At 72.6% G+C, this 20,351-nt stretch carries 12 protein-coding genes; 7 read left to right on the top strand and 5 right to left on the bottom strand.

The window, feature by feature from the left end:
- Nucleotides 1-34: 34 nt before the first annotated feature.
- The gene (gene glgX, locus ACGFMM_RS05745) at nt 35-2,263 is read left to right on the top strand and encodes a glycogen debranching protein GlgX (protein WP_393643461.1); all 2,229 of its coding nucleotides are present in this window, start codon (nt 35-37) and stop codon (nt 2,261-2,263) included.
- Between the two features lie 20 nt (nt 2,264-2,283).
- Here the strand turns inward: glgX and ACGFMM_RS05740 are convergent, their stop codons facing one another.
- From ACGFMM_RS05740 to ACGFMM_RS05725, 4 genes are read right to left on the bottom strand one after another with little or no spacing between them, the layout of a single operon-like run.
- Entirely contained in the window at nt 2,284-2,949 is a 666-nt protein-coding gene (locus ACGFMM_RS05740) for a response regulator (protein ID WP_393643459.1), read from the bottom strand.
- Nucleotides 2,942-4,180, bottom strand: a complete 1,239-nt coding sequence (locus ACGFMM_RS05735) for a sensor histidine kinase (RefSeq protein ID WP_393643457.1) — start codon at nt 4,178-4,180, stop codon at nt 2,942-2,944. The genes ACGFMM_RS05740 and ACGFMM_RS05735 overlap by 8 nt, the downstream gene beginning before the upstream one ends.
- Nucleotides 4,181-4,198: 18 nt before the next feature.
- On the bottom strand, nt 4,199-4,939 hold the full coding sequence (locus tag ACGFMM_RS05730) for an ABC transporter permease (protein ID WP_393643456.1): 741 nt from the start codon (nt 4,937-4,939) through the stop codon (nt 4,199-4,201).
- Nucleotides 4,936-5,841 carry an ABC transporter ATP-binding protein gene (locus ACGFMM_RS05725; RefSeq protein ID WP_393643455.1) on the bottom strand — a complete coding sequence of 302 codons (906 nt, stop codon included), beginning with the start codon at nt 5,839-5,841 and terminating at the stop codon, nt 4,936-4,938. Before ACGFMM_RS05725 ends, ACGFMM_RS05730 begins: the two co-directional genes overlap by 4 nt.
- Before the next feature lie 133 nt (nt 5,842-5,974).
- Between ACGFMM_RS05725 and ACGFMM_RS05720 the strand changes: the two genes are divergently transcribed.
- The 3 genes from ACGFMM_RS05720 (at nt 5,975) to ACGFMM_RS05710 (ending at nt 11,870) form a co-directional block, all read left to right on the top strand.
- Nucleotides 5,975-7,792, top strand: a complete 1,818-nt coding sequence (locus ACGFMM_RS05720) for an ABC transporter ATP-binding protein (protein ID WP_393643454.1) — start codon at nt 5,975-5,977, stop codon at nt 7,790-7,792.
- Entirely contained in the window at nt 7,789-9,615 is a 1,827-nt protein-coding gene (locus ACGFMM_RS05715; RefSeq protein WP_393643452.1) for an ABC transporter ATP-binding protein, read from the top strand. The genes ACGFMM_RS05720 and ACGFMM_RS05715 overlap by 4 nt, the downstream gene beginning before the upstream one ends.
- Before the next feature lie 227 nt (nt 9,616-9,842).
- Complete coding sequence (locus ACGFMM_RS05710; protein ID WP_393643450.1) at nt 9,843-11,870, top strand: M4 family metallopeptidase; 2,028 nt, start codon at nt 9,843-9,845, stop codon at nt 11,868-11,870.
- An 89-nt stretch (nt 11,871-11,959) separates the two neighbouring features.
- On the opposite strand, the gene glgP is transcribed toward ACGFMM_RS05710, so the two are convergent.
- Complete coding sequence (glgP, locus tag ACGFMM_RS05705) at nt 11,960-14,521, bottom strand: alpha-glucan family phosphorylase (RefSeq protein WP_393643449.1); 2,562 nt, start codon at nt 14,519-14,521, stop codon at nt 11,960-11,962.
- A gap of 431 nt (nt 14,522-14,952) precedes the next feature.
- Here glgP and ACGFMM_RS05700 point away from each other — a divergent pair, with 431 nt between their 5' ends.
- From ACGFMM_RS05700 to ACGFMM_RS05690, 3 genes are all read left to right on the top strand, one after another.
- On the top strand, nt 14,953-16,941 hold the full coding sequence (locus ACGFMM_RS05700) for an alpha-1,4-glucan--maltose-1-phosphate maltosyltransferase (protein WP_393643762.1): 1,989 nt from the start codon (nt 14,953-14,955) through the stop codon (nt 16,939-16,941).
- A complete protein-coding gene (gene treS, locus ACGFMM_RS05695; protein WP_393643447.1) occupies nt 16,938-18,698 on the top strand; it encodes a maltose alpha-D-glucosyltransferase in 1,761 nt (586 codons plus the stop codon). The genes ACGFMM_RS05700 and treS overlap by 4 nt, the downstream gene beginning before the upstream one ends.
- Before the next feature lie 242 nt (nt 18,699-18,940).
- Nucleotides 18,941-20,308 (top strand): maltokinase, encoded by a 1,368-nt coding sequence (locus ACGFMM_RS05690; protein WP_393643446.1) that lies wholly within the window; start codon nt 18,941-18,943, stop codon nt 20,306-20,308.
- Nucleotides 20,309-20,351 lie beyond the last annotated feature (43 nt).

Genomic DNA, 20,351 nt, shown 5'->3' with positions numbered 1-20,351 from the left:
GCACGGGGCCCGGCGAGCCGCGGGAGGCCGAGGGGTGTCGAGCGCAGCCGAACAGGAGGCGGTGCGGGAGGGAGTGGCGCCCTCCCCTGCCGTGGAACAGCCCCACGGGCCGCCGGACCCGGTGGTGTGGCCGGGCGCGCCGACGCCGCTGGGGGCGCGCTGCCGGGTCGGCCCGGACGGGGTGGCGGGCACGAACTTCGCGCTCTGGGCGGGCGGTGCGGAGGCGGTGGAGCTGTGCCTGTTCGCGCCGGACGGGACGGAGACGCGGCTGCCGCTGACCGAGCTGACCCACGAGATCTGGCACGGCTTCGTGCCGGGCGTCACGGAGGGGCAGCGGTACGGCTACCGGGTGCACGGCCGCTGGGACCCGTGGACCGGGGCCCGCTGGAATCCGGCCAAGCTGCTGCTCGACCCGTACGCGCGGGCGGTCGACGGAGACTTCACGCTGCCGGCCGAGGTGTACGGGCACGTCCGGGACTGGCCGCAGCAGCACGTCGCCGACACGGTCCGCGACGAGCGGGACTCGGCGCCGTACGTCCCCAAGGGCGTCGTGGTCCAGGACGACGACGACTGGGCGGACGACCGGCGGCCGAAGACCCCGTGGCCGGACTCCGTCATCTACGAGCTGCACGTGAAGGGGTTCACGCAGCGCCACCCGGGGATCCCCGAGCACCTGCGGGGCACGTACGCGGGCCTGGCGCATCCGGCGGCGATCGAGCACCTGGTGAACCTCGGGGTGACGGCGGTGGAGCTGCTGCCGGTGCACCAGTTCGCGCACGAGGACCATCTGCTGCGGCGCGGACTGCGAAACCACTGGGGCTACAACTCGATCGGGTACTTCGCCCCGCACGCCGGGTACAGCGCGTCGGGCACGGCCGGGCAGCAGGTCGGCGAGTTCAAGCGGATGGTGCGGGCGCTGCACGCGGCGGGCATCGAGGTGATCCTCGACGTGGTCTACAACCACACCGCCGAGGCGGGCGAGCTCGGGCCGACGCTGTCCCTGAAGGGCATCGACAACCGGGGCTACTACCGGCTCCAGTCCGACGCCCGCCGGTACGCCGACTACACCGGCTGCGGCAACACCCTGCACGTGGTGCAGCCGCAGGTGCTGCGGCTGATCACCGACAGCCTGCGGTACTGGGTGACCGAGATGGGCGTGGACGGCTTCCGCTTCGACCTGGCGGCGGCGCTGGCCCGCTCCATGCACGACGTCGACATGCTCTCCCCGTTCCTCGCCGTCATCGCGCAGGACCCGGTGCTGCGCCGGGTGAAGCTGATCGCCGAGCCGTGGGACGTGGGCAACGGTGGCTACCAGGTGGGCGCGTTCCCACCGCTGTGGACCGAGTGGAACGACCGCTACCGGGACGCGGTACGGGACTTCTGGCGCGGTGCGCTGCCCGACGTGCGCGACCTCGGCTACCGGCTGTCCGGCTCCAGCGACCTGTACGCCTGGGGCGGCCGGCGGCCGTACGCCTCGGTCAACTTCGTCACCGCGCACGACGGGTTCACGCTGCGGGACCTGGTGACGTACGAGCGCAAGCACAACGAGGCCAACGGGGAGGGCAACCGGGACGGCACGAACGACAACCGGGCCTGGAACTGCGGGGTGGAGGGCGAGACCGACGACCCCGCGGTCAACGCGCTGCGCCGCCGGCAGATCCGCAACCTGCTGACCACGCTGCTGCTGTCGACCGGGGTGCCGATGCTGGTCGCGGGCGACGAGATGGGCCGTACGCAGGGCGGCAACAACAACGCGTACTGCCAGGACAACGAACTGGGCTGGGTGGACTGGTCGCTGCCGGAACAGGAGGACCTGCGCGGGCTGCTGGCACTGACCCGGCGGCTGCTCGCGCTGCGGCACCGCCATCCGGTGCTGCGCCGGCGGGCGTTCTTCGACGGCCGCCCGCAGGGCGCGGACGGGCTGCGGGACCTGGCCTGGTTCACCTCGGAGGGCTCGGAGATGACCGAACGGGACTGGTACGCGCCGACGGCGACGCTCGGCCTGTACCTGTCGGGCCGCGACATACCGGGCCGGGACGCGCGCGGCGCGCAGGTCACCGACGACAGCTTCCTGGCGGTGCTGCACGCCGCGCCCCGGCCGGTGGAGTTCACGCTGCCGGGCCCGCCGTGGGCGGAGTCGTACGAACTGGTCGTGGACACCGCCCGCGAGGACCAGTCCCGCGCCCCGGGGACGGTGCACCGGGGCGGACAGCGGTTCACGGTGGCGGAACGGTCGGTGGTGCTGCTGCGGGTGGCGGGTTAGGGGTGTCCGACGGACGGGCCCTACGGCCGGGGGCCTTGGCCGAGGATGCCGCGGTCGTAGCCGGCGGCGACCGCGGCGGCGCGGTCCTTGGCGTCGAGTTTCGCGAAGATGTGCGTGAGGTGGGTCTTCACGGTGGCCTCGCTGATGAACAGCTCCGCCGCGATGGCCTTGTTGGAGGTGCCCCGGGCGACCAGCGCCAGCACCTCGGCCTCGCGGGCGGACAGGGTCGTGTCGACGGGCCGCGGGGCGGCGGGCGCGCGGACGCGGGTGACGAGCCGGGAGGCGACGGCCGGCGAGAGCACGCTGCGGCCGTCGGCGGCGGCCCGTACCGCGGCGAACAGCTCGTCGCGGGGCGCGTCCTTGAGCAGGTAGCCGGTCGCGCCCGCCTCGATCGCGGGCAGGGTGTCGGAGTCGGTGTCGTACGTGGTGAGCACGAGGACCCGGGAGCGGGCGCCGCGCCGGGTCAGCTCGGCGATCGCGTCGACGCCTCCGCCGCCGGGCATGCGCAGGTCCATCAGGACGACGTCCGGGTCGAGTGACAGGGCGAGTTCGACGCCCTCGACGCCGTTCGGCGCCTCGCCGAGGACGGTGAACGCGGGGTCGGCGGCGAACATGCCGCGCAGGCCGTCGCGGACGACCGGATGGTCGTCGACGATCAGCAGGGTGATGGTCCGGGGCTCAGTCATGACGGACCAAAGGTACGCGGGCGCTGACCGCGGTCCCCGCGCCGTGCTCGGCCTCCACCGCGACCTCGCCGGCGATCCGGGCGGCGCGCGCCTTCATGCCGTCCAGGCCGAACCCGCCCTCGGCGGTGCGCCCTTGGCGGGCGGCCGGGTCGAAGCCGCGGCCGTCGTCGCGTATGTCGAGGGTGACCTCGTCGCCCATGTAGGAGAGGGTGACGCCGGCCCGGCCGGCCGCCGCGTGCCGGGCCGTGTTGGCCAGGGCCTCCTCGGCGATCCGCAGCAGGGTGGCGGCCACCTCGTCGTGCAGCGGCTCCTCGGCGCCGGTGACGGTGAACCGGGCGTCCACGCCGGTGCGTTCGGCCCACGCGGCGACGGTCTTCTTCAGCGCCTCGGGCAGGCTGTCGTGCTCCAGGGCCGCCGGGGCGAGGTTCTGCACGGAGCGGCGGGCCTCGCCGAGGGAGTGCCGGGCCAGGGCCTGGGCGCGGTCGAGATGGACGCGGGCGGCCTGCGGGCCCTCGGCGGCGGTGACCGCCTGGAGCTGGGCGATGATGCCGGTCAGGCCCTGGGCGAGGGTGTCGTGGATCTCGGCGGCGAGCCGGCGGCGCTCGTCGGCGACGCCGGCCTCGCGGGCCTGGACGACGAGCTGGGCCTGCAGCGCGGCGTTCTCGTCGAGGGCGCGCTCCAGGGCGTCGATGGTGGCGGCCTTCTGCCTGGCGTGCTCGGCCTCCTTGTTGCTGATCTGGCCGAACACGGTGGAGAGTCCGGCGTTGACGACGAACAGGCCTCCGAAGAGCAGCCATTGGATCGCCGAGCCGGGCGGCAGCCCGCCGGACTGGGAGCCGGCCATGGTGACCGCGACGACCAGCAGGGCGGGCCGGAAGAACCGGGCCCGGAGCAGGTTGGCCACGTCGAAGTAGCCGATCGAGGCGTAGACCGCGAAGAGCGGGTTGAGCCAGGTGAGCGCGAAGGCCAGCGCGGTGCGCACGCCGTAGTAGAGCTCCCCGCGCGGGGAGGGGGTGGGCAGGCCCGGCGGGGAGGTCCGCTGCCACCACACCTGGAGGGCGAGTGCCGCAAGGACCAGCACCCCGACCGCGTACGACTCGCCGGGGGTCATGAACTCGTCGGCGGCGGCCGCGCCGACGGCGGACGAGACGGCGAGCAGGGCGTAGGGGCCGTGGCGGAAGAACTGGATCCAGCGCTGTTCGGCCGTGGTGATCGTGCCCGTCGTCGTCATCCGCCCCCGCCTCTCACATCATTCCCAGGTGAACCGGCGCCGGGCCACGGCGACCAGGAGCACGGTCCAGGCCGCGGTCACCGCGAGGTGGGTCCAGCTCGGCCACTGGCCGGCCATGGCCTGGTCGAGGGCCTGCGCGGAGGCCCCGAACGGGGTGAGGCCCACGATCTGCCGGACCGTGTCGGGCATGACGGCGACCGGCACCCACACCCCGGAGGTGAACATCGCCGGGAAGAATACCGCCGACCCGACCGCGTGGGTGATGTTGGTGGTGCGGCTGATCGCGGAGACCGTCGCGCCGAGCGCGAGGGCGGAGAGCCCGGCGAGTACCAGGGCCAGCAGGTAGCCGAGGAGGTGGCGGGGCAGGGCCACGCCGAAGACCAGCCGGCCGACGGCCAGGGCGAGCAGCGCGGAGCAGACGACGGCGGCGCCGTGCAGCACGATCTGGGCGTTGACGAGGGCTCCGGGCCGCATCGGGGTGGTCCCCATGCGGCGCAGGATGCCGCGCTCGCGGTAGCCGGTGAGGACGGGCGGCATCGACTGGATGCCGGACGTGATCATCGCGAGCAGGACGACGACGGGGACGTAGAGGTCGACGGTCCGCAGGCCGCCGAGGTCCGGGGACGGCTCACGGAACGCGGGGATGCAGCCGATCACGACGAGGAGCAGGGTCGGAAAGGCGAGGATCCAGAACAGGGCGCCGGGCTCGCGGGTGAAGAGGCGGGCCTCGGCCTTCAGTACGGCGGTGCCGGTGCTCATGAGTCGGTTCCCGTCAGGTCGAGGAAGGCGTCGTCGAGGGTGGTGTCCGCGACGCGGAGGTGGTGGGCGGTGACGCCCTGCTGCGCGAGGTGCGAGAGGACGGCGCCGGCGGTGTCGTCGCCGCCGTGGACGGTGATCCGGCCGTCCCGCGCCTCCTCGACGGAGGCGACCGCCGGGAGGGCGGACAGGGCCCCGATGTCGAACGGCGCGGAGGGCTGGAAGGAGACGACCGTGTTCGCCGAGGACCGCTCGATCAGCCGGCCGGGGGTGTCGAGGGCGGTGATCCGGCCCTGCTCGACGATCGCGATGCGGTCGCAGAGGCGCTGGGCCTCCTCCATGAAGTGGGTGACGAGCAGGACGGTGACGCCGCTGTCGCGGATGTCCTCGACGAGCTTCCAGGTGTCGCGGCGGGCGCGCGGGTCGAGGCCGGTGGTCAGCTCGTCCAGGACGACGGCGCGGGGGCTGCCGATCAGGGCGAGGGCGATGAACAGCCGCTGCTTCTGGCCGCCGGACAGCTTCCCGAAGCGGGTGTCGAGCCGCTCCGTCAGACCCAGCCGTTCGGCGAGTTCGCGCCAGTCGGCGGGGTTCGGATAGCAGGCCGCGTACAGCTCGAGGGCCTCACGGACCGTCAGCTTGGCCTGCAGTTCGCTCTCCTGGAGCTGCGCCCCGAGCAGCAGGGTGACCTGGGCGCGGTCGGCGACGGGGTCGTACCCGGCCACCCGTACCGTGCCGGAGTCGGGCGTCCGCAGCCCCTCCACGCACTCCACGGTGGTGGTCTTCCCGGCCCCGTTGGGCCCGAGGATCCCGAAGATCTCCCCCTCGGCGACCTCGAACGACACCCCGTCCACGACCTTCCGGCCGCCGTACGACTTGTGCAGTTCCCGTACTTCGATCATTGCCATGCCCTCAGCCTGCCGAGCGGCGGGGGTCCGCCGCATCGGCCGATCCGCTCGTCGTACGGATCAGCCGATCGGCTGATGGCGGGCCGGAAATGGGGATGGGGAGTGTCAGTGGCCAACCCTAGGATCGGCCCTGATGCCCGAGACACGTGTGCCCGCCGGAAGCCGGTCCGCCTTACGCTCGCTGCTCCGCCTCTGGCCGTATTTCCGGCCGGTGCGGCTGCGCTGGGGGGCGGCGGCCGTGGTGGCCGTCGTCGCCTCGTATCTGGGGCTGGTGATCCCGCTGGTCCTGAAGTGGATCGTGGACGGTCCGGTGACCGAGCAGGACCCCGGCGGGGTGTGGCTCGGCGCGCTGTACGTGCTGCTGCTCGGCATCGCGGAGGCGGGGCTGTTCGGCGTGCGACGCTGGCTGACGGCCCGCCCGCTGGCGGGCGTCGAGGCGGCGATGCGGGCGGATCTGTACCGGCGGCTGCAGCGGCTGCCGATCTCCTTCCACGACCGCTGGGCCTCGGGGCAGCTGCTGTCGCGCGGGACGGGCGACCTGGCGCTGCTGCGGATGTTCCTGGCGTTCCCGCTGACCTTCCTGTTCGTCAACGCGGTGACGATCCTGGCCGGGTACGTGATCCTGCTGAGCCAGCAGTGGACCCTCGGCCTGATCCTCCTCACCCCGGTCGCGCCGCTGGTGGCGCTGTGCTGGTGGTTCGAGACGCGGTACGCGGTGGTCGCGCGGCGCGCCCAGGACCAGGCCGGCGACGTGACGACGGTGATCGAGGAGAGCGTCCTCGGCATCCGCGTCGTCAAGGGCTTCGGCCGCCACCGCAGCCAGCTGACGGCCTTCCGCGCCCTGACCGGCCGGCTGCACGGCACCGAACTGGACAAGTCCCGGCTGCTGGCCTGGATCTGGGCCGTGATCACCGCCCTGCCCGAACTCGCGGTGGGCGCGGCCCTGGTGATCGGCACGCTGCAGGTCGCCGACGGCACGCTCTCGGCGGGCACGCTGGTGGCGTTCCTGGCGACGACGCTGGCGCTGCGCTGGCCGGTGGAGTCGATCGGCTTCCTGATCGCCATGAGCCAGGAGGCGGCCACGGCCACGGAACGCTTCTTCGAGGTGATGGACGAGGCGGAGGAGGAGACGCCGGGGGCCGGGGACGCCGTGCCCGCCGGAGACGCGGTGGGGGCCCTCGGCGGGCGGGACGGGGTGCGGTTCGAGAACGTGTCGTTCCGGTACCCCGACGCCCCCGCGGACGCGCGGCCGGTGCTGGACGGCGTCGATCTGCACATCCGCGCCGGGGAGACCCTGGCGCTCGTCGGCGCGACCGGCTCCGGCAAGACCACGCTCACCGCCCTCGTACCGCGGCTGCACGAGGCCGGCGGTGGCCGGATCCTGCTGGACGGCGAGGACATCGCGGCGATGCCTCGGGAGCGGCTGCGGACGCTGGTGTCGATGGCGTTCGAGGAGCCCACGCTGTTCTCGGCGAGTGTCGGCGAGAACGTCCTGATGGGCGCCGGGCCGCAGGACGACGACGAGGAGGCGCTGTGGCGGGCGCTCGCCGTGGCGCAGGCCCGGGAGTTCGTCGCCGCGCTGCCCGAGGGCGCCGCGACACAGGTCGGCGAGCAGGGGCTGAGCCTGTCCGGCGGTCAGCGCCAGCGCCTCGCGCTGGCCCGCGCGGTGGTCGGCCGGCCCCGGTTCCTGGTGCTTGACGACCCGCTGTCCGCCCTGGACGTGCACACGGAGGCCCTGGTCGAGGCGGCGCTGCGGGAGGTGCTGCGCGACACGACCGCGCTCGTCATCGCGCACCGGCCGTCCACGGTGCTGCTCGCGGACCGGGTCGCCCTGCTGTCCGGCGGCCGGATCGCGGCGGTCGGCACCCATCACGAACTGCTGCGCGAGCACGCCGAGTACGCCTGGCTGATGTCCGGGGACGCAGAGGACCGGGGGATCGATCCGCGATGACCGCCGCAAAAGCCACCCACGCCGCCGAAGCCACCGACCCGTTCGACCGGGACGACCTGCCCACCCCGCCGCGCACGACGGGCCGGCTGCTGGGCTCGCTGCTGGCCCCGCACCGCGCCCGTGTCGTGTTCGCCACCGTGCTGCTCCTGCTGCAGCAGGCGGCGGTGCAGGCCGGCCCGCTGCTCGTGGCGTACGCGATCGACCGCGGCGTGCCCGCGCTGCGCCGCGACGACCACGGCCCGCTGATCGCGGTGGCGGCCGGCTACCTGCTCTGCGCGGCGGCGGCGGGCCTGCTCCAGTACGCGTTCATCCGGGTCTCCGCCCGGGTCAGCCAGGACGCGCTGCGCGAGCTGCGGGACCGGATCTTCCGGCACGCGCAGGCGCTCAGCCTGGACTTCCACGAGCGCTACACCTCCGGCCGGCTGATCGCCCGGGCCACCGCCGACGTCGAGTCGCTGCGCGAACTCCTCGCGTCGGGTCTGCGGGAGCTGGTCGGCGTGGTGCTCGCGTTCGTGTACATCTCGGCGACGCTGCTCTGGCTGGACCTCGGGATCGGCGTGGTGGCGGTCGCCTCGTTCGGCCCGCTGTACCTGCTGATCCGGCGCTACCGGCGGCGCGCGTCGGCGGTGTTCGCCGAGCGGTCGACGGCGATCGCCGGGGTGATCGTGAAGTTCACGGAGACGATGAACGGGATCCGGCCGGTCCGGGCGTTCCGCCGGGAGCGGGTCAACGACGCCGAGTTCGACCGGCTCAACCACCGTCACGAACGCGCCAACGGCGACGCGCTCCTGGAGATGATGCAGTACGTGGTCGGCTCCCGGCTCGTCGCCAACACGGCGGTCGCGGGCATGGTGCTGTGGGGCGCGTACCGGGTGGCTGGCGGCACGCTCGCGCTGGGCGTGCTGGCGGCGGCCGTGCTGTACGTGCGGCGGCTGTACGACCCGATCGACCGGCTCGGCATGTTCCTCAACTCGTACCAGTCGGCGGCCGCCTCGCTGCAGAAGATCGCCGGGCTGCTCGCGCAGACCCCGACGGTGCCGGAGTCCGCCGCGCCGCGCGCGCTGCCTGCGCGGGCGGACGGCGTGCCCGGGCGGGCGGTGGCGTTCGAGGGCGTCCGGTTCGCGTACCGGACGGGCGGCGAGGTGCTGCCGCGCTTCGACCTGACGATCCCGGCCGGGCAGACGGTGGCGGTGGTCGGCTCGACGGGGGCGGGCAAGTCGACGCTGGCGAAGCTGCTGGCCCGGTTCTACGACCCGACGGACGGCCGGGTGCTGCTCGACGGGGTCGACCTGCGCGAACTGGCCGCGCCGGAGCTGCGGCGGGGCGTGGTGATGGTGACCCAGGAGGCGTTCCTGTTCTCCGGCACGGTCGCGCAGAACATCGCGATCGGCCGCCCGGAGGCAAGCCGTGAGGAGATCGAGCACGCGGCGAAGGCGATCGGCGCGCACGACTTCGTCGCGAGCCTCCCGGACGGCTACGACACGGACGTGCGCAAGCGCGGCGGGCGGATCTCGGCGGGCCAGCGCCAGCTGGTCGCCTTCGCGCGGGCGCTGCTCGCCGACCCGGCGGTGCTGATCCTGGACGAGGCGACGAGCTCCCTGGACGTCCCGGGCGAGCGTGCGGTGCAGCGGGCGATGGACACGGTGCTGGCGGGCCGTACGGCGGTGGTGATCGCGCATCGCCTGTCGACGGTCGAGATCGCGGACCGCGTCCTTGTGGTGGAGGGCGGCCGGATCGTCGAGGACGGCGCTCCGTCCGAACTCATCGGCGGCGATGGCCGGTTCGCGGGGCTGCATCGCGCCTGGCGGGACAGCCTGGCCTGAGCGGCGCGACCCCGTCGTCCGCACGGCAGGCGTCCGTTCAGCGAACGGCGGCTTACGGGCAGCGGACAATTTCCGGCCAAGTTTGCGCCGCGGTCATGACAGGTACCCGTCATCCCTGTCACTCTCTCCCCGGCTCTTCGCATCACAGTTCGCGTGCCACAGCTCTGTTTGCTCCGCCCGGACGGTCCACCCAACCGCCCGGTACCCCCCTCGCAAAAGGAGTTCGCGTGAGATCCACGCCAAGCCGTCGTGCCACCGCGACGGGCGCTCTGATCGCGGCCGCCGCGATGCTCGCCGCAGGCTTCCAGGGTTCCGCCACCGCCGACGCCGGTGGCCTGTCCGCCGCGCCCAAGGCGCAGGCGGCCGGGAAGGCCAACCCCGGCAAGCTGCCCGCCGCCCTCTCCCCCGCCGAGCGCACCGCGCTCATCAAGGCCGCCGACGCCGACAAGGCGAACACGGCCAAGGCCCTCGGCCTCGGCGCGCAGGAGAAGCTCGTCGTCCGTGACGTCGTCAAGGACCGCGACGGCACCACGCACACGCGCTACGAGCGCACCTTCGCCGGGCTGCCCGTCCTGGGCGGCGACCTGATCGTCGCCGAGTCCAAGGCCGGGGCCACCCAGTCCGTCCGCAAGGCCTCGCGCGCCGAGCTGAAGAACGTCGACATGACCGCCGACGTCGCCCCGGCCGCCGCCGTGAAGCAGGCGCTGACCGCGGCCAAGGGCGAGGGCTCCAAGGCCACCGCCGCCGAGCGCGCCCCGCGCAAGGTCGTCTGGATGGCGCAGGGTTCGCCCGTCCTCGCGTACGAGACCGTCGTCGGCGGCCTCCAGCACGACGGCACGCCCAACGAGCTGCACGTCGTCACCGACGCGACGACCGGCGCGAAGCTGCACGAGTGGCAGGCCGTGCACACCGGCACCGGCAACACGCAGTACAGCGGCCAGGTGACGCTGGGCACCGCGCCCTCGTACACGCTGACCGACACCACCCGCGGCAACCACAAGACGAACAACCTCAACCGCGGCACGTCCGGCACCGGCACGCTGTTCTCCGGCGCCGACGACATCTGGGGCGACGGCACCCCGCAGAACCTGGAGACCGCCGGCGCGGACGCGCACTACGGCGCGGCGCTCACCTGGGACTACTACAAGAACGTGCAGGGCCGCTCCGGCATCCGCGGTGACGGCGTCGGCGCGTACTCCCGGGTCCACTACGGCAACGCGTACGTCAACGCCTTCTGGCAGGACTCCTGCTTCTGCATGACGTACGGCGACGGCGCCGGCAACGCCAAGCCGCTGACGTCGATCGACGTCGCCGCGCACGAGATGACGCACGGCGTCACCGCCAACACGGCCGGTCTGGTCTACAGCGGCGAGTCCGGCGGCCTGAACGAGGCGACCTCCGACATCTTCGCGGCGGCCGTCGAGTTCTACGCCAACAACGCGCAGGACAAGGGCGACTACCTGGTCGGCGAGAAGATCGACATCCGGGGCAACGGCACGCCGCTGCGCTACATGGACAAGCCGAGCAAGGACGGCTCGTCCAAGGACGCCTGGTACTCGGGCATCGGCGGCATCGACGTCCACTACTCCTCGGGTCCGGCGAACCACTGGTACTACCTGCTCTCCGAGGGCAGCGGCACCAAGACGATCAACGGGGTCACCTACGACTCGCCGACCTCCGACGGTCTGCCCGTCACCGGCATCGGCCGGGACAAGGCCTCGCTGATCTGGTTCAAGGCGCTCACCACGAAGTTCAACTCGAACACCAACTACGCCGGCGCCCGCACGGGCACCGTCGCGGCGGCCACCGAGCTGTACGGGGCGGGCAGCCCCGAGGTGACCGCGGTGGAGCACGCCTGGGCCGGCATCAACGTGGGCTCCCGCCCCGGCGGCGGCAACCCGGGCGGCAAGGTCTTCGAGAACACCGCCGACGTGTCCATCCCGGACTCCCCCGGCGCCGCGGTGACCTCCTCGGTGACCGTCACCGGTGTCACCGGCAACGCCCCGAGCAACCTCTCCGTCGGTGTGAACATCGTCCACACCTACAAGGGTGACCTCGTCGTGGACCTCGTCGCCCCCGACGGCTCGGTCTACAACCTGCACAACCGCTCCGGCGGCAGCGCCGACAACATCGACCAGACCTACACCGTGAACGCCTCCAGCGAGGTCGCCAACGGCGTCTGGAAGCTGCGCGCCCAGGACAAGGCCGGCATCGACACCGGCTACATCAACAGCTTCAAGCTGACCTTCCCGTAAGCCGGGAGCGGCTCCGCCGAAGTGACCTGCGGCCCGGAGGGATCCTTCCCTCCGGGCCGCTTCGCGCGTCGCGCACTAGACCGGCCGCCTCACCGCATCAGCACTCCCGCCCCCGCGCCCGTCGCCTCCGGCGGCAGGGCCGTGAGGCCGAGGTCGGTGGGGTTCGGCAGGAGCGGGTGCGACGGGAGGGCGCGGACCGTGCAGCCGAAGGGGCCGGTGCGGTCCAGGACGAGCGGGCCCTCGTAGAGCCGGCGGCCCTCCAGGTCCGGGGTGCCCGTCGGTTTCAGGACGCTGACGCGGGCGCCGGTGAGCGTGTCGTCCGGGTCGACGCGGCCGGCGACCGCCTGCACCTCGACGTCGTCGGGGCGCAGGGAGCCGAGGGCGACCCGTACCCGGACCAGCAGCGTCGCACCGAGCTCCGCCTCTCCGAGGTCCTCGCCGAACTCCACGTGGTCGACGGTGACCTGCGGCCACGCGGCCCGGACCTCGGCCTTCCACGCGGCCAGCCGGCGCGCCGCCCCGGGCTCCAGCGCCCGGTGCGCCTCGGCGGCGGGGGCGTACAGCCGCTCCACGTACTCGCGGACCATGCGGTCGGCGAGGACCTTCGGGCCGAGGTCGGTCAGCGTCCGGCGGACCATCTCGGTCCACCGGACCGGGACGCCGTCCGCGCCGCAGTCGTAGAACCGCGGCGCGACCCGCTTCTCCACCAGCTCGTACAGTGCGTGCGCCTCCAGGTCGTCCCGCCGCTCCTCGTCGAGCGCCGCCGCGCCGTCCGCCGTGGGGATGGCCCAGCCGAAGTCCGGCTCGAACCACTCGTCCCACCAGCCGTCGAGCACCGACAGGTTGAGCCCGCCGTTGAGCGCGGCCTTCATGCCGCTGGTGCCGCAGGCCTCCAGCGGCCGCAGCGGGTTGTTGAGCCAGACGTCGCAGCCGGGGTAGAGCCGCCGCGCCATGCCCATGCCGTAGTCCGGCAGGAACACGATCCGGTGCCGCACCTTCGGGTCGTCGGCGAACCGCACCAGCTCCTGGACGAGGCGCTTGCCGCCGTCGTCCGCCGGGTGCGCCTTGCCCGCGACGACGATCTGGACGGGGCGTTCGGGGTGGAGCAGCAGACTCGTCAGGCGCTCCTTGTCGCGGAGCATCAGGGTCAGGCGCTTGTACGAGGGGACGCGGCGGGCGAAGCCGATGGTGAGGACGTCCGGGTCGAGGACCGAGTCGATCCAGCCGAGTTCGGCCGAGCCGGCGCCCCGCTGCCGCCAGGAGGCGCGCAGCCGTTCCCGTACCTCCGCCACCAGCTGTTCGCGCAGGGTGCGCCGCAGGTCCCACAGTTCGCGGTCGGGGACGTCCGCGGCCCGTCCGCAGAGGCCGGCCAGCTCGGGGGCGACCCAGGTCGGCGCGTGGACGCCGTTGGTGATCGAGGTGATCGGCGCCTCCTGGGAGTCGAATCCCGGCCACAGTCCGGAGAACATCTCCCGGCTGACCGCTCCGTGCAGCGTGGACACGCCGTTGGCGCGCTGGGCGAGCCGCATCCCCATCACGGCCATGTTGAACACGCCCGGGTCACCGCCCGGATAGGTCTCCCGGCCGAGCGTCAGCACCCGCGCCACATCCACGCCGGGCAGCTCGCCGTCGTCGCCGAAGTGCCGGGCGACCAGCTCGCGGTCGAAGCGGTCGATGCCGGCCGGCACCGGGGTGTGGGTGGTGAACACCGTCCCGGCCCGCACCGATTCGAGCGCCGCGTCGAAGTCGAGCCCGGCGCCCATGAGTTCGCGGATCCGCTCCAGGCCGAGGAAGCCGGCGTGGCCCTCGTTGGTGTGGAACACCTCCGGTTCCGGCCCGTCGGTGAGCCGCGCGTACGCCCGTACCGCGCGCACGCCGCCGATGCCGAGCAGCATCTCCTGGAGCAGCCGGTGCTCGCTGCCGCCGCCGTACAGCCGGTCGGTGACGTCGCGTTCGGCGGGCCCGTTCTCCTCCACGTCGGAGTCGAGCATCAGCAGCGGCACCCGGCCGACCTGGGCGACCCAGATGTGGGCGTGCAGCCGCCGGCCGCCGGGCAGCGCGAGGGTGACGCGGGCGGGGCTGCCGTCGTGTTCGCGGAGCAGGGTGACCGGCAGCTCGCCGGGGTCGAGGACCGGGTAGTGCTCCTGCTGCCAGCCGTCCCGGGAGAGCGACTGGCGGAAGTAGCCGTGCCGGTAGAGCAGGCCGACGCCGGTCAGCGGAACACCGAGGTCGCTGGCGGCCTTGAGGTGGTCCCCGGCGAGGATCCCGAGGCCGCCGGAGTACTGGGGCAGGGCGGCGGTGACGCCGAACTCGGGCGAGAAGTACGCGACGGCGGCCGGCAGCCGCTCGCTGTGCTGGGCCTGGTACCAGCGGGGTTCGTGCAGATAGCGGTCGAGGTCGTCGGCGGCCGACGCGAGCGCGGCGAGGAAGTCCGGGTCGGCGGCGAGTTCGGTGAGCCGCGCGGCGGTGACGGTGCCGAGCAGCCGCACGGGGTCGCCCTCGGCGGCCTTCCAGCCGTCGGGGTCGACGGAGCGGAACAGCTCCCGGGTGGGTTCGTGCCAGGACCAGCGCAGATTGCGCGCGAGGTCGCTGAGGGGTCGAAGGGTGTCGGGGAGGACGGGACGCACGGTGAATCGACGGATTGCCTTCACGCGTTCCACCTTCGCAGGGGAGGTACGTTTCGGAGTGGACGCACCACGCTGTGCGACCGGTGTTCCGCACCCGAAGGTAGGACACGGGGCGGTTGCGGACCACGGCGCACAGGGGTCGCGCACACCCGTGCCGCGAGCCTCCGGTTCACCACCCACAACACCACGGCCCGTTTCTTGTCCGGGAGATGCTGTTGCCGGGGGCGCGACGCCCGAGTAGTTAACAAAGCGGCCGGATTGCCCTCCCGAATCCTGTGGGAAGGCTCCCCGGTGCGTACCAGAAGCCACCCGATCCCAGCCACCGATGTCAGCCATCCGAGTGAACGCGGACAGGAGCGGCCATGCCCGCAACCCCTCTGCCGTCGACGGAGCTACAAAGAGCGCACCACCACCCGCACCCCCGTGAGCAACCCCCAGGTGATGCCGTGAACCCGCTGATTGGTCGTATCCCCGTCCTCGACGTCCGCCCTCTGGTCGAATGCGGACGCCGCCCCGCGAAGGCGGTGGTCGGGGAGACGCTCGACGTGACCGCCACCGTCTTCCGCGAGGGCCATGACGCCGTCGCCGCGAACGTGGTGCTCACCGACCCCTCCGGGCGGTCCGGCCCGTGGATCCCGATGCGCGAACTCGCGCCGGGCACCGACCGCTGGGGCGCCGCGATCACCCCGGACGCCGAGGGCCGCTGGACGTACACCGTGGAGGCCTGGAGCGATCCGGTCGCCACCTGGCGGCACGCCGCCCGGATCAAGATCCCGGCCGGCATCGACACCGAACTCGTCCTCGCCGAGGGCGCCGAGCTGCACGAGCGCGCCGCGAAGGGCGTGCCGAAGAAGGGCGGCGGCCGCGAGGCGGTGCTGGCCGCCGCGGACGCGCTGCGGGACGACGGCCGCCCGGCCGCGGCCCGGCTCGCGGCCGCGCTCGCCCCGCAGGTGACCGGGGCCCTCGACGCCCATCCGCTGCGTGAACTGGTCAGCTCCTCCCGGCCGTTGACCCTGCTGGTCGAGCGGGAGCGCGCGCTGTACGGCTCCTGGTACGAGTTCTTCCCGCGCTCCGAGGGCGCGCGCCGGGTCCGCGGCAGACTGGTCCCGGGCACCTTCCGCACGGCGGCCGAACGGCTCCCGGCGATCGCGGCGATGGGCTTCGACGTGGTCTATCTGCCGCCGGTGCACCCCATCGGCGAGACCCACCGCAAGGGCCGCAACAACGCGCTGTCGGCGGGCCCGCAGGACGTCGGCGTGCCCTGGGCGATCGGCTCGCACGAGGGCGGGCACGACGCCGTCCACCCGGACCTGGGCACCCTGGAGGACTTCGACGCGTTCGTGGCCCGGGCCGGCGAGCTGCGCCTGGAGATCGCGCTGGACTTCGCGCTGCAGTGCTCCCCGGACCACCCGTGGGTGGACAAGCACCCGGAGTGGTTCCACCACCGCGCCGACGGCTCGATCGCGTACGCGGAGAACCCGCCGAAGAAGTACCAGGACATCTATCCGATCGCGTTCGACCGGGACATGGACGGCATCGTCGAGGAGACGGTGCGGGTGCTGCGGCACTGGATGGACCACGGGGTGCGGATCTTCCGTGTCGACAACCCGCACACCAAGCCGGTGGTGTTCTGGGAGCGGGTGCTCGGCGAGATCAACGGCCGGGACCCGGACGTGATCTTCCTGGCCGAGGCGTTCACCCGGCCCGCCATGATGAAGACCCTGGCCGCGATCGGCTTCCAGCAGTCGTACACGTACTTCACCTGGCGCAACACCAAGGACGAACTCACCGAGTACCTGACCGAGCTGTCCGGCGAGTCGGCCGACTGCATGCGGCCGAACCTGTTCGTGAACACCCCGGACATCCTGCACGCCTACCTCCAGCGCGGCGGCCGCCCCGCGTTCGAGGTGCGGGCGGTGCTCGCGGCGACGCTGTCGCCGACCTGGGGTGTGTACGCGGGCTACGAGCTGTGCGAGAACACCCCGCTGCGGGACGGCAGCGAGGAGTACCTGGACTCGGAGAAGTACGAACTGCGGCTCCGCGACTGGGAGTCGGCGGAGCGCTCGGGCGCCACGATCGCCCCGCTGATCACCGCGCTCAACCGGATCCGGCGGCGCAACCCGGCGCTGCGCCGGCTGCGCGGGCTGACGTTCCACGACACCGACAACGAGGCGGTGCTCGCGTACAGCCGGCGGGCCGGTTCGAACACGGTTCTGGTGGTCGCAAATCTCGACCCCCGCCACACCCAGGAGGCCACGGTCTCGTTGAACATGCCGGAACTCGGCCTGGACTGGCACGAGACCGTTCCGGTGCGCGACGAGCTCACCGGCGACACCTATCACTGGGGCAGGGCCAACTACGTGCGCCTCGAGCCCGGCGTCACGCCCGCGCACGTGCTCACCCTGCGACCGTCCCCGCAGACCGGAGGGTCACCCACATCATGATGATCAACGAACCCGTCCCCGACACCTTCGAGGACACCCCCGCCAAGGACCGCGATCCGGACTGGTTCAAGCGGGCGGTGTTCTACGAGGTGCTGGTCAGGTCCTTCCAGGACAGCAACGGCGACGGCGTCGGCGACCTCAAGGGCATCACCAACAAGCTGGACTACCTGCAATGGCTGGGCGTCGACTGCCTCTGGCTGCCGCCGTTCTTCAAGTCCCCCCTGCGGGACGGCGGGTACGACGTCGCGGACTACACGTCCGTGCTCCCGGAGTTCGGCGACCTCGCCGACTTCGTGGAGTTCGTCGACGCGGCGCACCAGCGCGGGATGCGCGTGATCATCGACTTCGTCATGAACCACACCAGCGACCAGCACCCGTGGTTCCAGGAGTCCCGCAACGATCCCGACGGCCCGTACGGCGACTACTACGTCTGGGCCGACGACGACAAGCAGTTCCAGGACGCCCGGATCATCTTCGTCGACACCGAGTCGTCCAACTGGACCTTCGACCCGGTCCGCAAGCAGTACTACTGGCACCGCTTCTTCTCGCACCAGCCGGACCTCAACTACGAGAACCCGGCCGTGCAGGAGGAGATCATCTCGGCGCTGCGGTTCTGGCTGGACCTGGGCATCGACGGCTTCCGCCTCGACGCGGTGCCGTACCTGTACCAGCAGGAGGGCACCAACTGCGAGAACCTCGCGGAGACCCACACGTTCCTCAAGCGGGTCCGCAAGGAGATCGACGCGCACTACCCGGACACGGTGCTGCTCGCCGAGGCGAACCAGTGGCCGGAGGACGTGGTCGACTACTTCGGCGACTTCCCCTCCGGCGGCGACGAGTGCCACATGGCGTTCCACTTCCCCGTGATGCCGCGGATCTTCATGGCCGTACGGCGCGAATCGCGCCATCCGGTCTCCGAGATCCTGGCCAAGACCCCGGAGATCCCGGCGGGCTGCCAGTGGGGCATCTTCCTGCGCAACCACGACGAGCTGACCCTCGAGATGGTCACCGACGAGGAACGCGACTACATGTACGCGGAGTACGCCAAGGACCCGCGGATGCGGGCCAACATCGGCATCCGCCGCCGGCTCGCCCCGCTCCTGGACAACGACCGCAAGCAGATGGAGCTGTTCACCGCGCTGCTGTTCGCGCTGCCGGGTTCGCCGGTGCTGTACTACGGCGACGAGATCGGCATGGGCGACAACATCTGGCTCGGCGACCGCGACGGGGTGCGCACCCCGATGCAGTGGACCCCGGACCGCAACGCGGGCTTCTCGTCCTGCGATCCGGGCCGGCTGTACCTGCCGACCATCATGGACCCGGTGTACGGCTACCAGGTCACCAACGTCGAGGCGTCGATGGCCTCGCCGTCCTCGCTGCTGCACTGGACGCGGCGGATGATCGAGATCCGCAAGCAGAACCCCGCGTTCGGCCTGGGCTCCTACACGGAACTGCCCTCGTCGAACCCGGCGGTGCTGGCGTTCCTGCGGGAGTACGGCGACGACCTGGTGATGTGCGTGAACAACTTCTCGCGGTTCGCGCAGCCGACGGAACTGGACCTGCGCCGGTTCAACGGCCTGCGCCCGGTGGAGCTGATCGGCGGGGTCACCTTCCCCGCGATCGGCGAGTGGCCGTACCTGCTGACCCTGACGGGCCACGGCTTCTACTGGTTCCGGCTGCGCAAGGACGGCACGCTGCGGGCCGGGTCGGGCGTGCCCTCCCCGGCCGTCTCGACCAAGCGCAACCAACAGAGCTGAACCCGCTGAACCCCGATAACTGACGTCACGTCAGAGACAGTCCGGGGCGGACCGGTTTCCGCCGCGCCGCCCTGGGCAGTCTGACCCCCATACACCGAATCGGGTCCATACGGGCCTTCTTGTCGGGCCCATACGGATCTTCCCCATCCGACACGTCCCGCACAGCCGGACAGCCGTAGCCGCAATCCGGGACACTCTGCGCGTTCACATACGAGCTGCGCCCGGGGAAAGGACGCGACGCAATGCCGGAGACCGCCTCCACCACCCGGGCCCCGGCCGCCCTTCTCCCGTCACTCGCGCCTCTGCTCCACGAATGGCTGCCCCGGCAGCGCTGGTTCGCGGGCAAGGGGCGTGCGGTGAACGGTTTCGCCCTCGACGCGGCGACGGAACTGCTGCCGCTGGACGGACCGGGACCGGGGCTGCTGCATCTGCTGATCCGGGTCGAGCAGCCCGGACTGCCCGCCGGAACGCCCGCGGACTGCTACCAGTTGCTCCTCGGCGTGCGCACCACCGTGCCGCCGCGGCTCGCGCCGACGCTGATCGGCCGGGCCCGCCGCGGCCCGCTCGCAGGCCGCGCCGTGTACGAGGGGCTGCGCGATCCGCGGCTCGCCGGGCTGCTGTACGAACGGCTGCGCACCCCAGGCACCCTGGGGCCGCTGCGGTTCGCCCGGACCGCGCCGCTGCCGCCGGCGCTCGCGCCGCGGATGCTGGACGCGGAACAGTCCAACTCCTCGCTGGTGTTCGGCGACTCGTACATCCTGAAGATCTTCCGGCGGGTCAGCTCCGGAGCCAACCCGGACCTGGAGCTGCCGCTGGCGCTGGCCGGCGCGGGCTGCGCCCGGGTGCCGGCGCCGGTGGCCTGGTTCGAGTCCGGCTCCGCCACGCTCGGGGTGCTGCAGCCCTATCTGCGGGACTCCCGGGACGGCTGGCGGCTCGCCCTGGACGCGCTCGCCGACGGCCGGGAGTTCACCGAGGAGGCGCACGCCCTCGGCCGTGCCACCGCCGAGGTGCACACCGCGCTGGCGACCGCGCTGCCGACCGAGCCGCTGCACCGCGCCCAGACCGAGCTGCTCGCCGAGGCGATGGCCGCCCGGCTCGACGCGGCCGTGCAGGCCGTGCCCGCGCTGCTGCCGTACAAGAAGGGCCTGCGGGAGGTCTTCGCCGACTACGGCCGGCACGCCCCCGCCGAGGCGGACGGCGCCGCCCGGCTCGCCCAGCGGGTCCACGGCGACCTGCACCTCGGACAGACCCTGCGCGGCTCCGACGGGGCCTGGTCGGTCATCGACTTCGAGGGCGAGCCCGCCAAGTCGCTGACCGAGCGCCGCCTTCCGCAGCCGCCGGTCCGCGACGTGGCGGGCATGCTCCGCTCCTTCGACTACGCCGCCCGCACCCACCGCCCGTGGAACGACGGCTGGGCGGCCCGCTGCCGCGCCGCGTACTGCGCGGGCTACGCCGAGGCGTCCGGCCTCGACCCGCGCGAGGACCCGGCGCTGCTGCGGGCGTACGAGACCGACAAGGCGGTGTACGAGGTCGTGTACGAGGCCCGGCACCGCCCCGACTGGCTGCCCGTGCCGATGGCGGCGATCCACCGTTTGGCGGCGGGTTCGTGACGCCGTCGCCCGCGCCCGCGTTCTCCCTTCCGCTCCCCCCGAT

It is taken from the genome of Streptomyces sp. NPDC048604, from assembly GCF_043199435.1.
GTDB lineage: Bacteria > Actinomycetota > Actinomycetes > Streptomycetales > Streptomycetaceae > Streptomyces.
The sequence above is the reverse complement of the archived record's forward strand: the minus strand, read 5'-3'. Positions and strand labels throughout refer to the sequence as shown.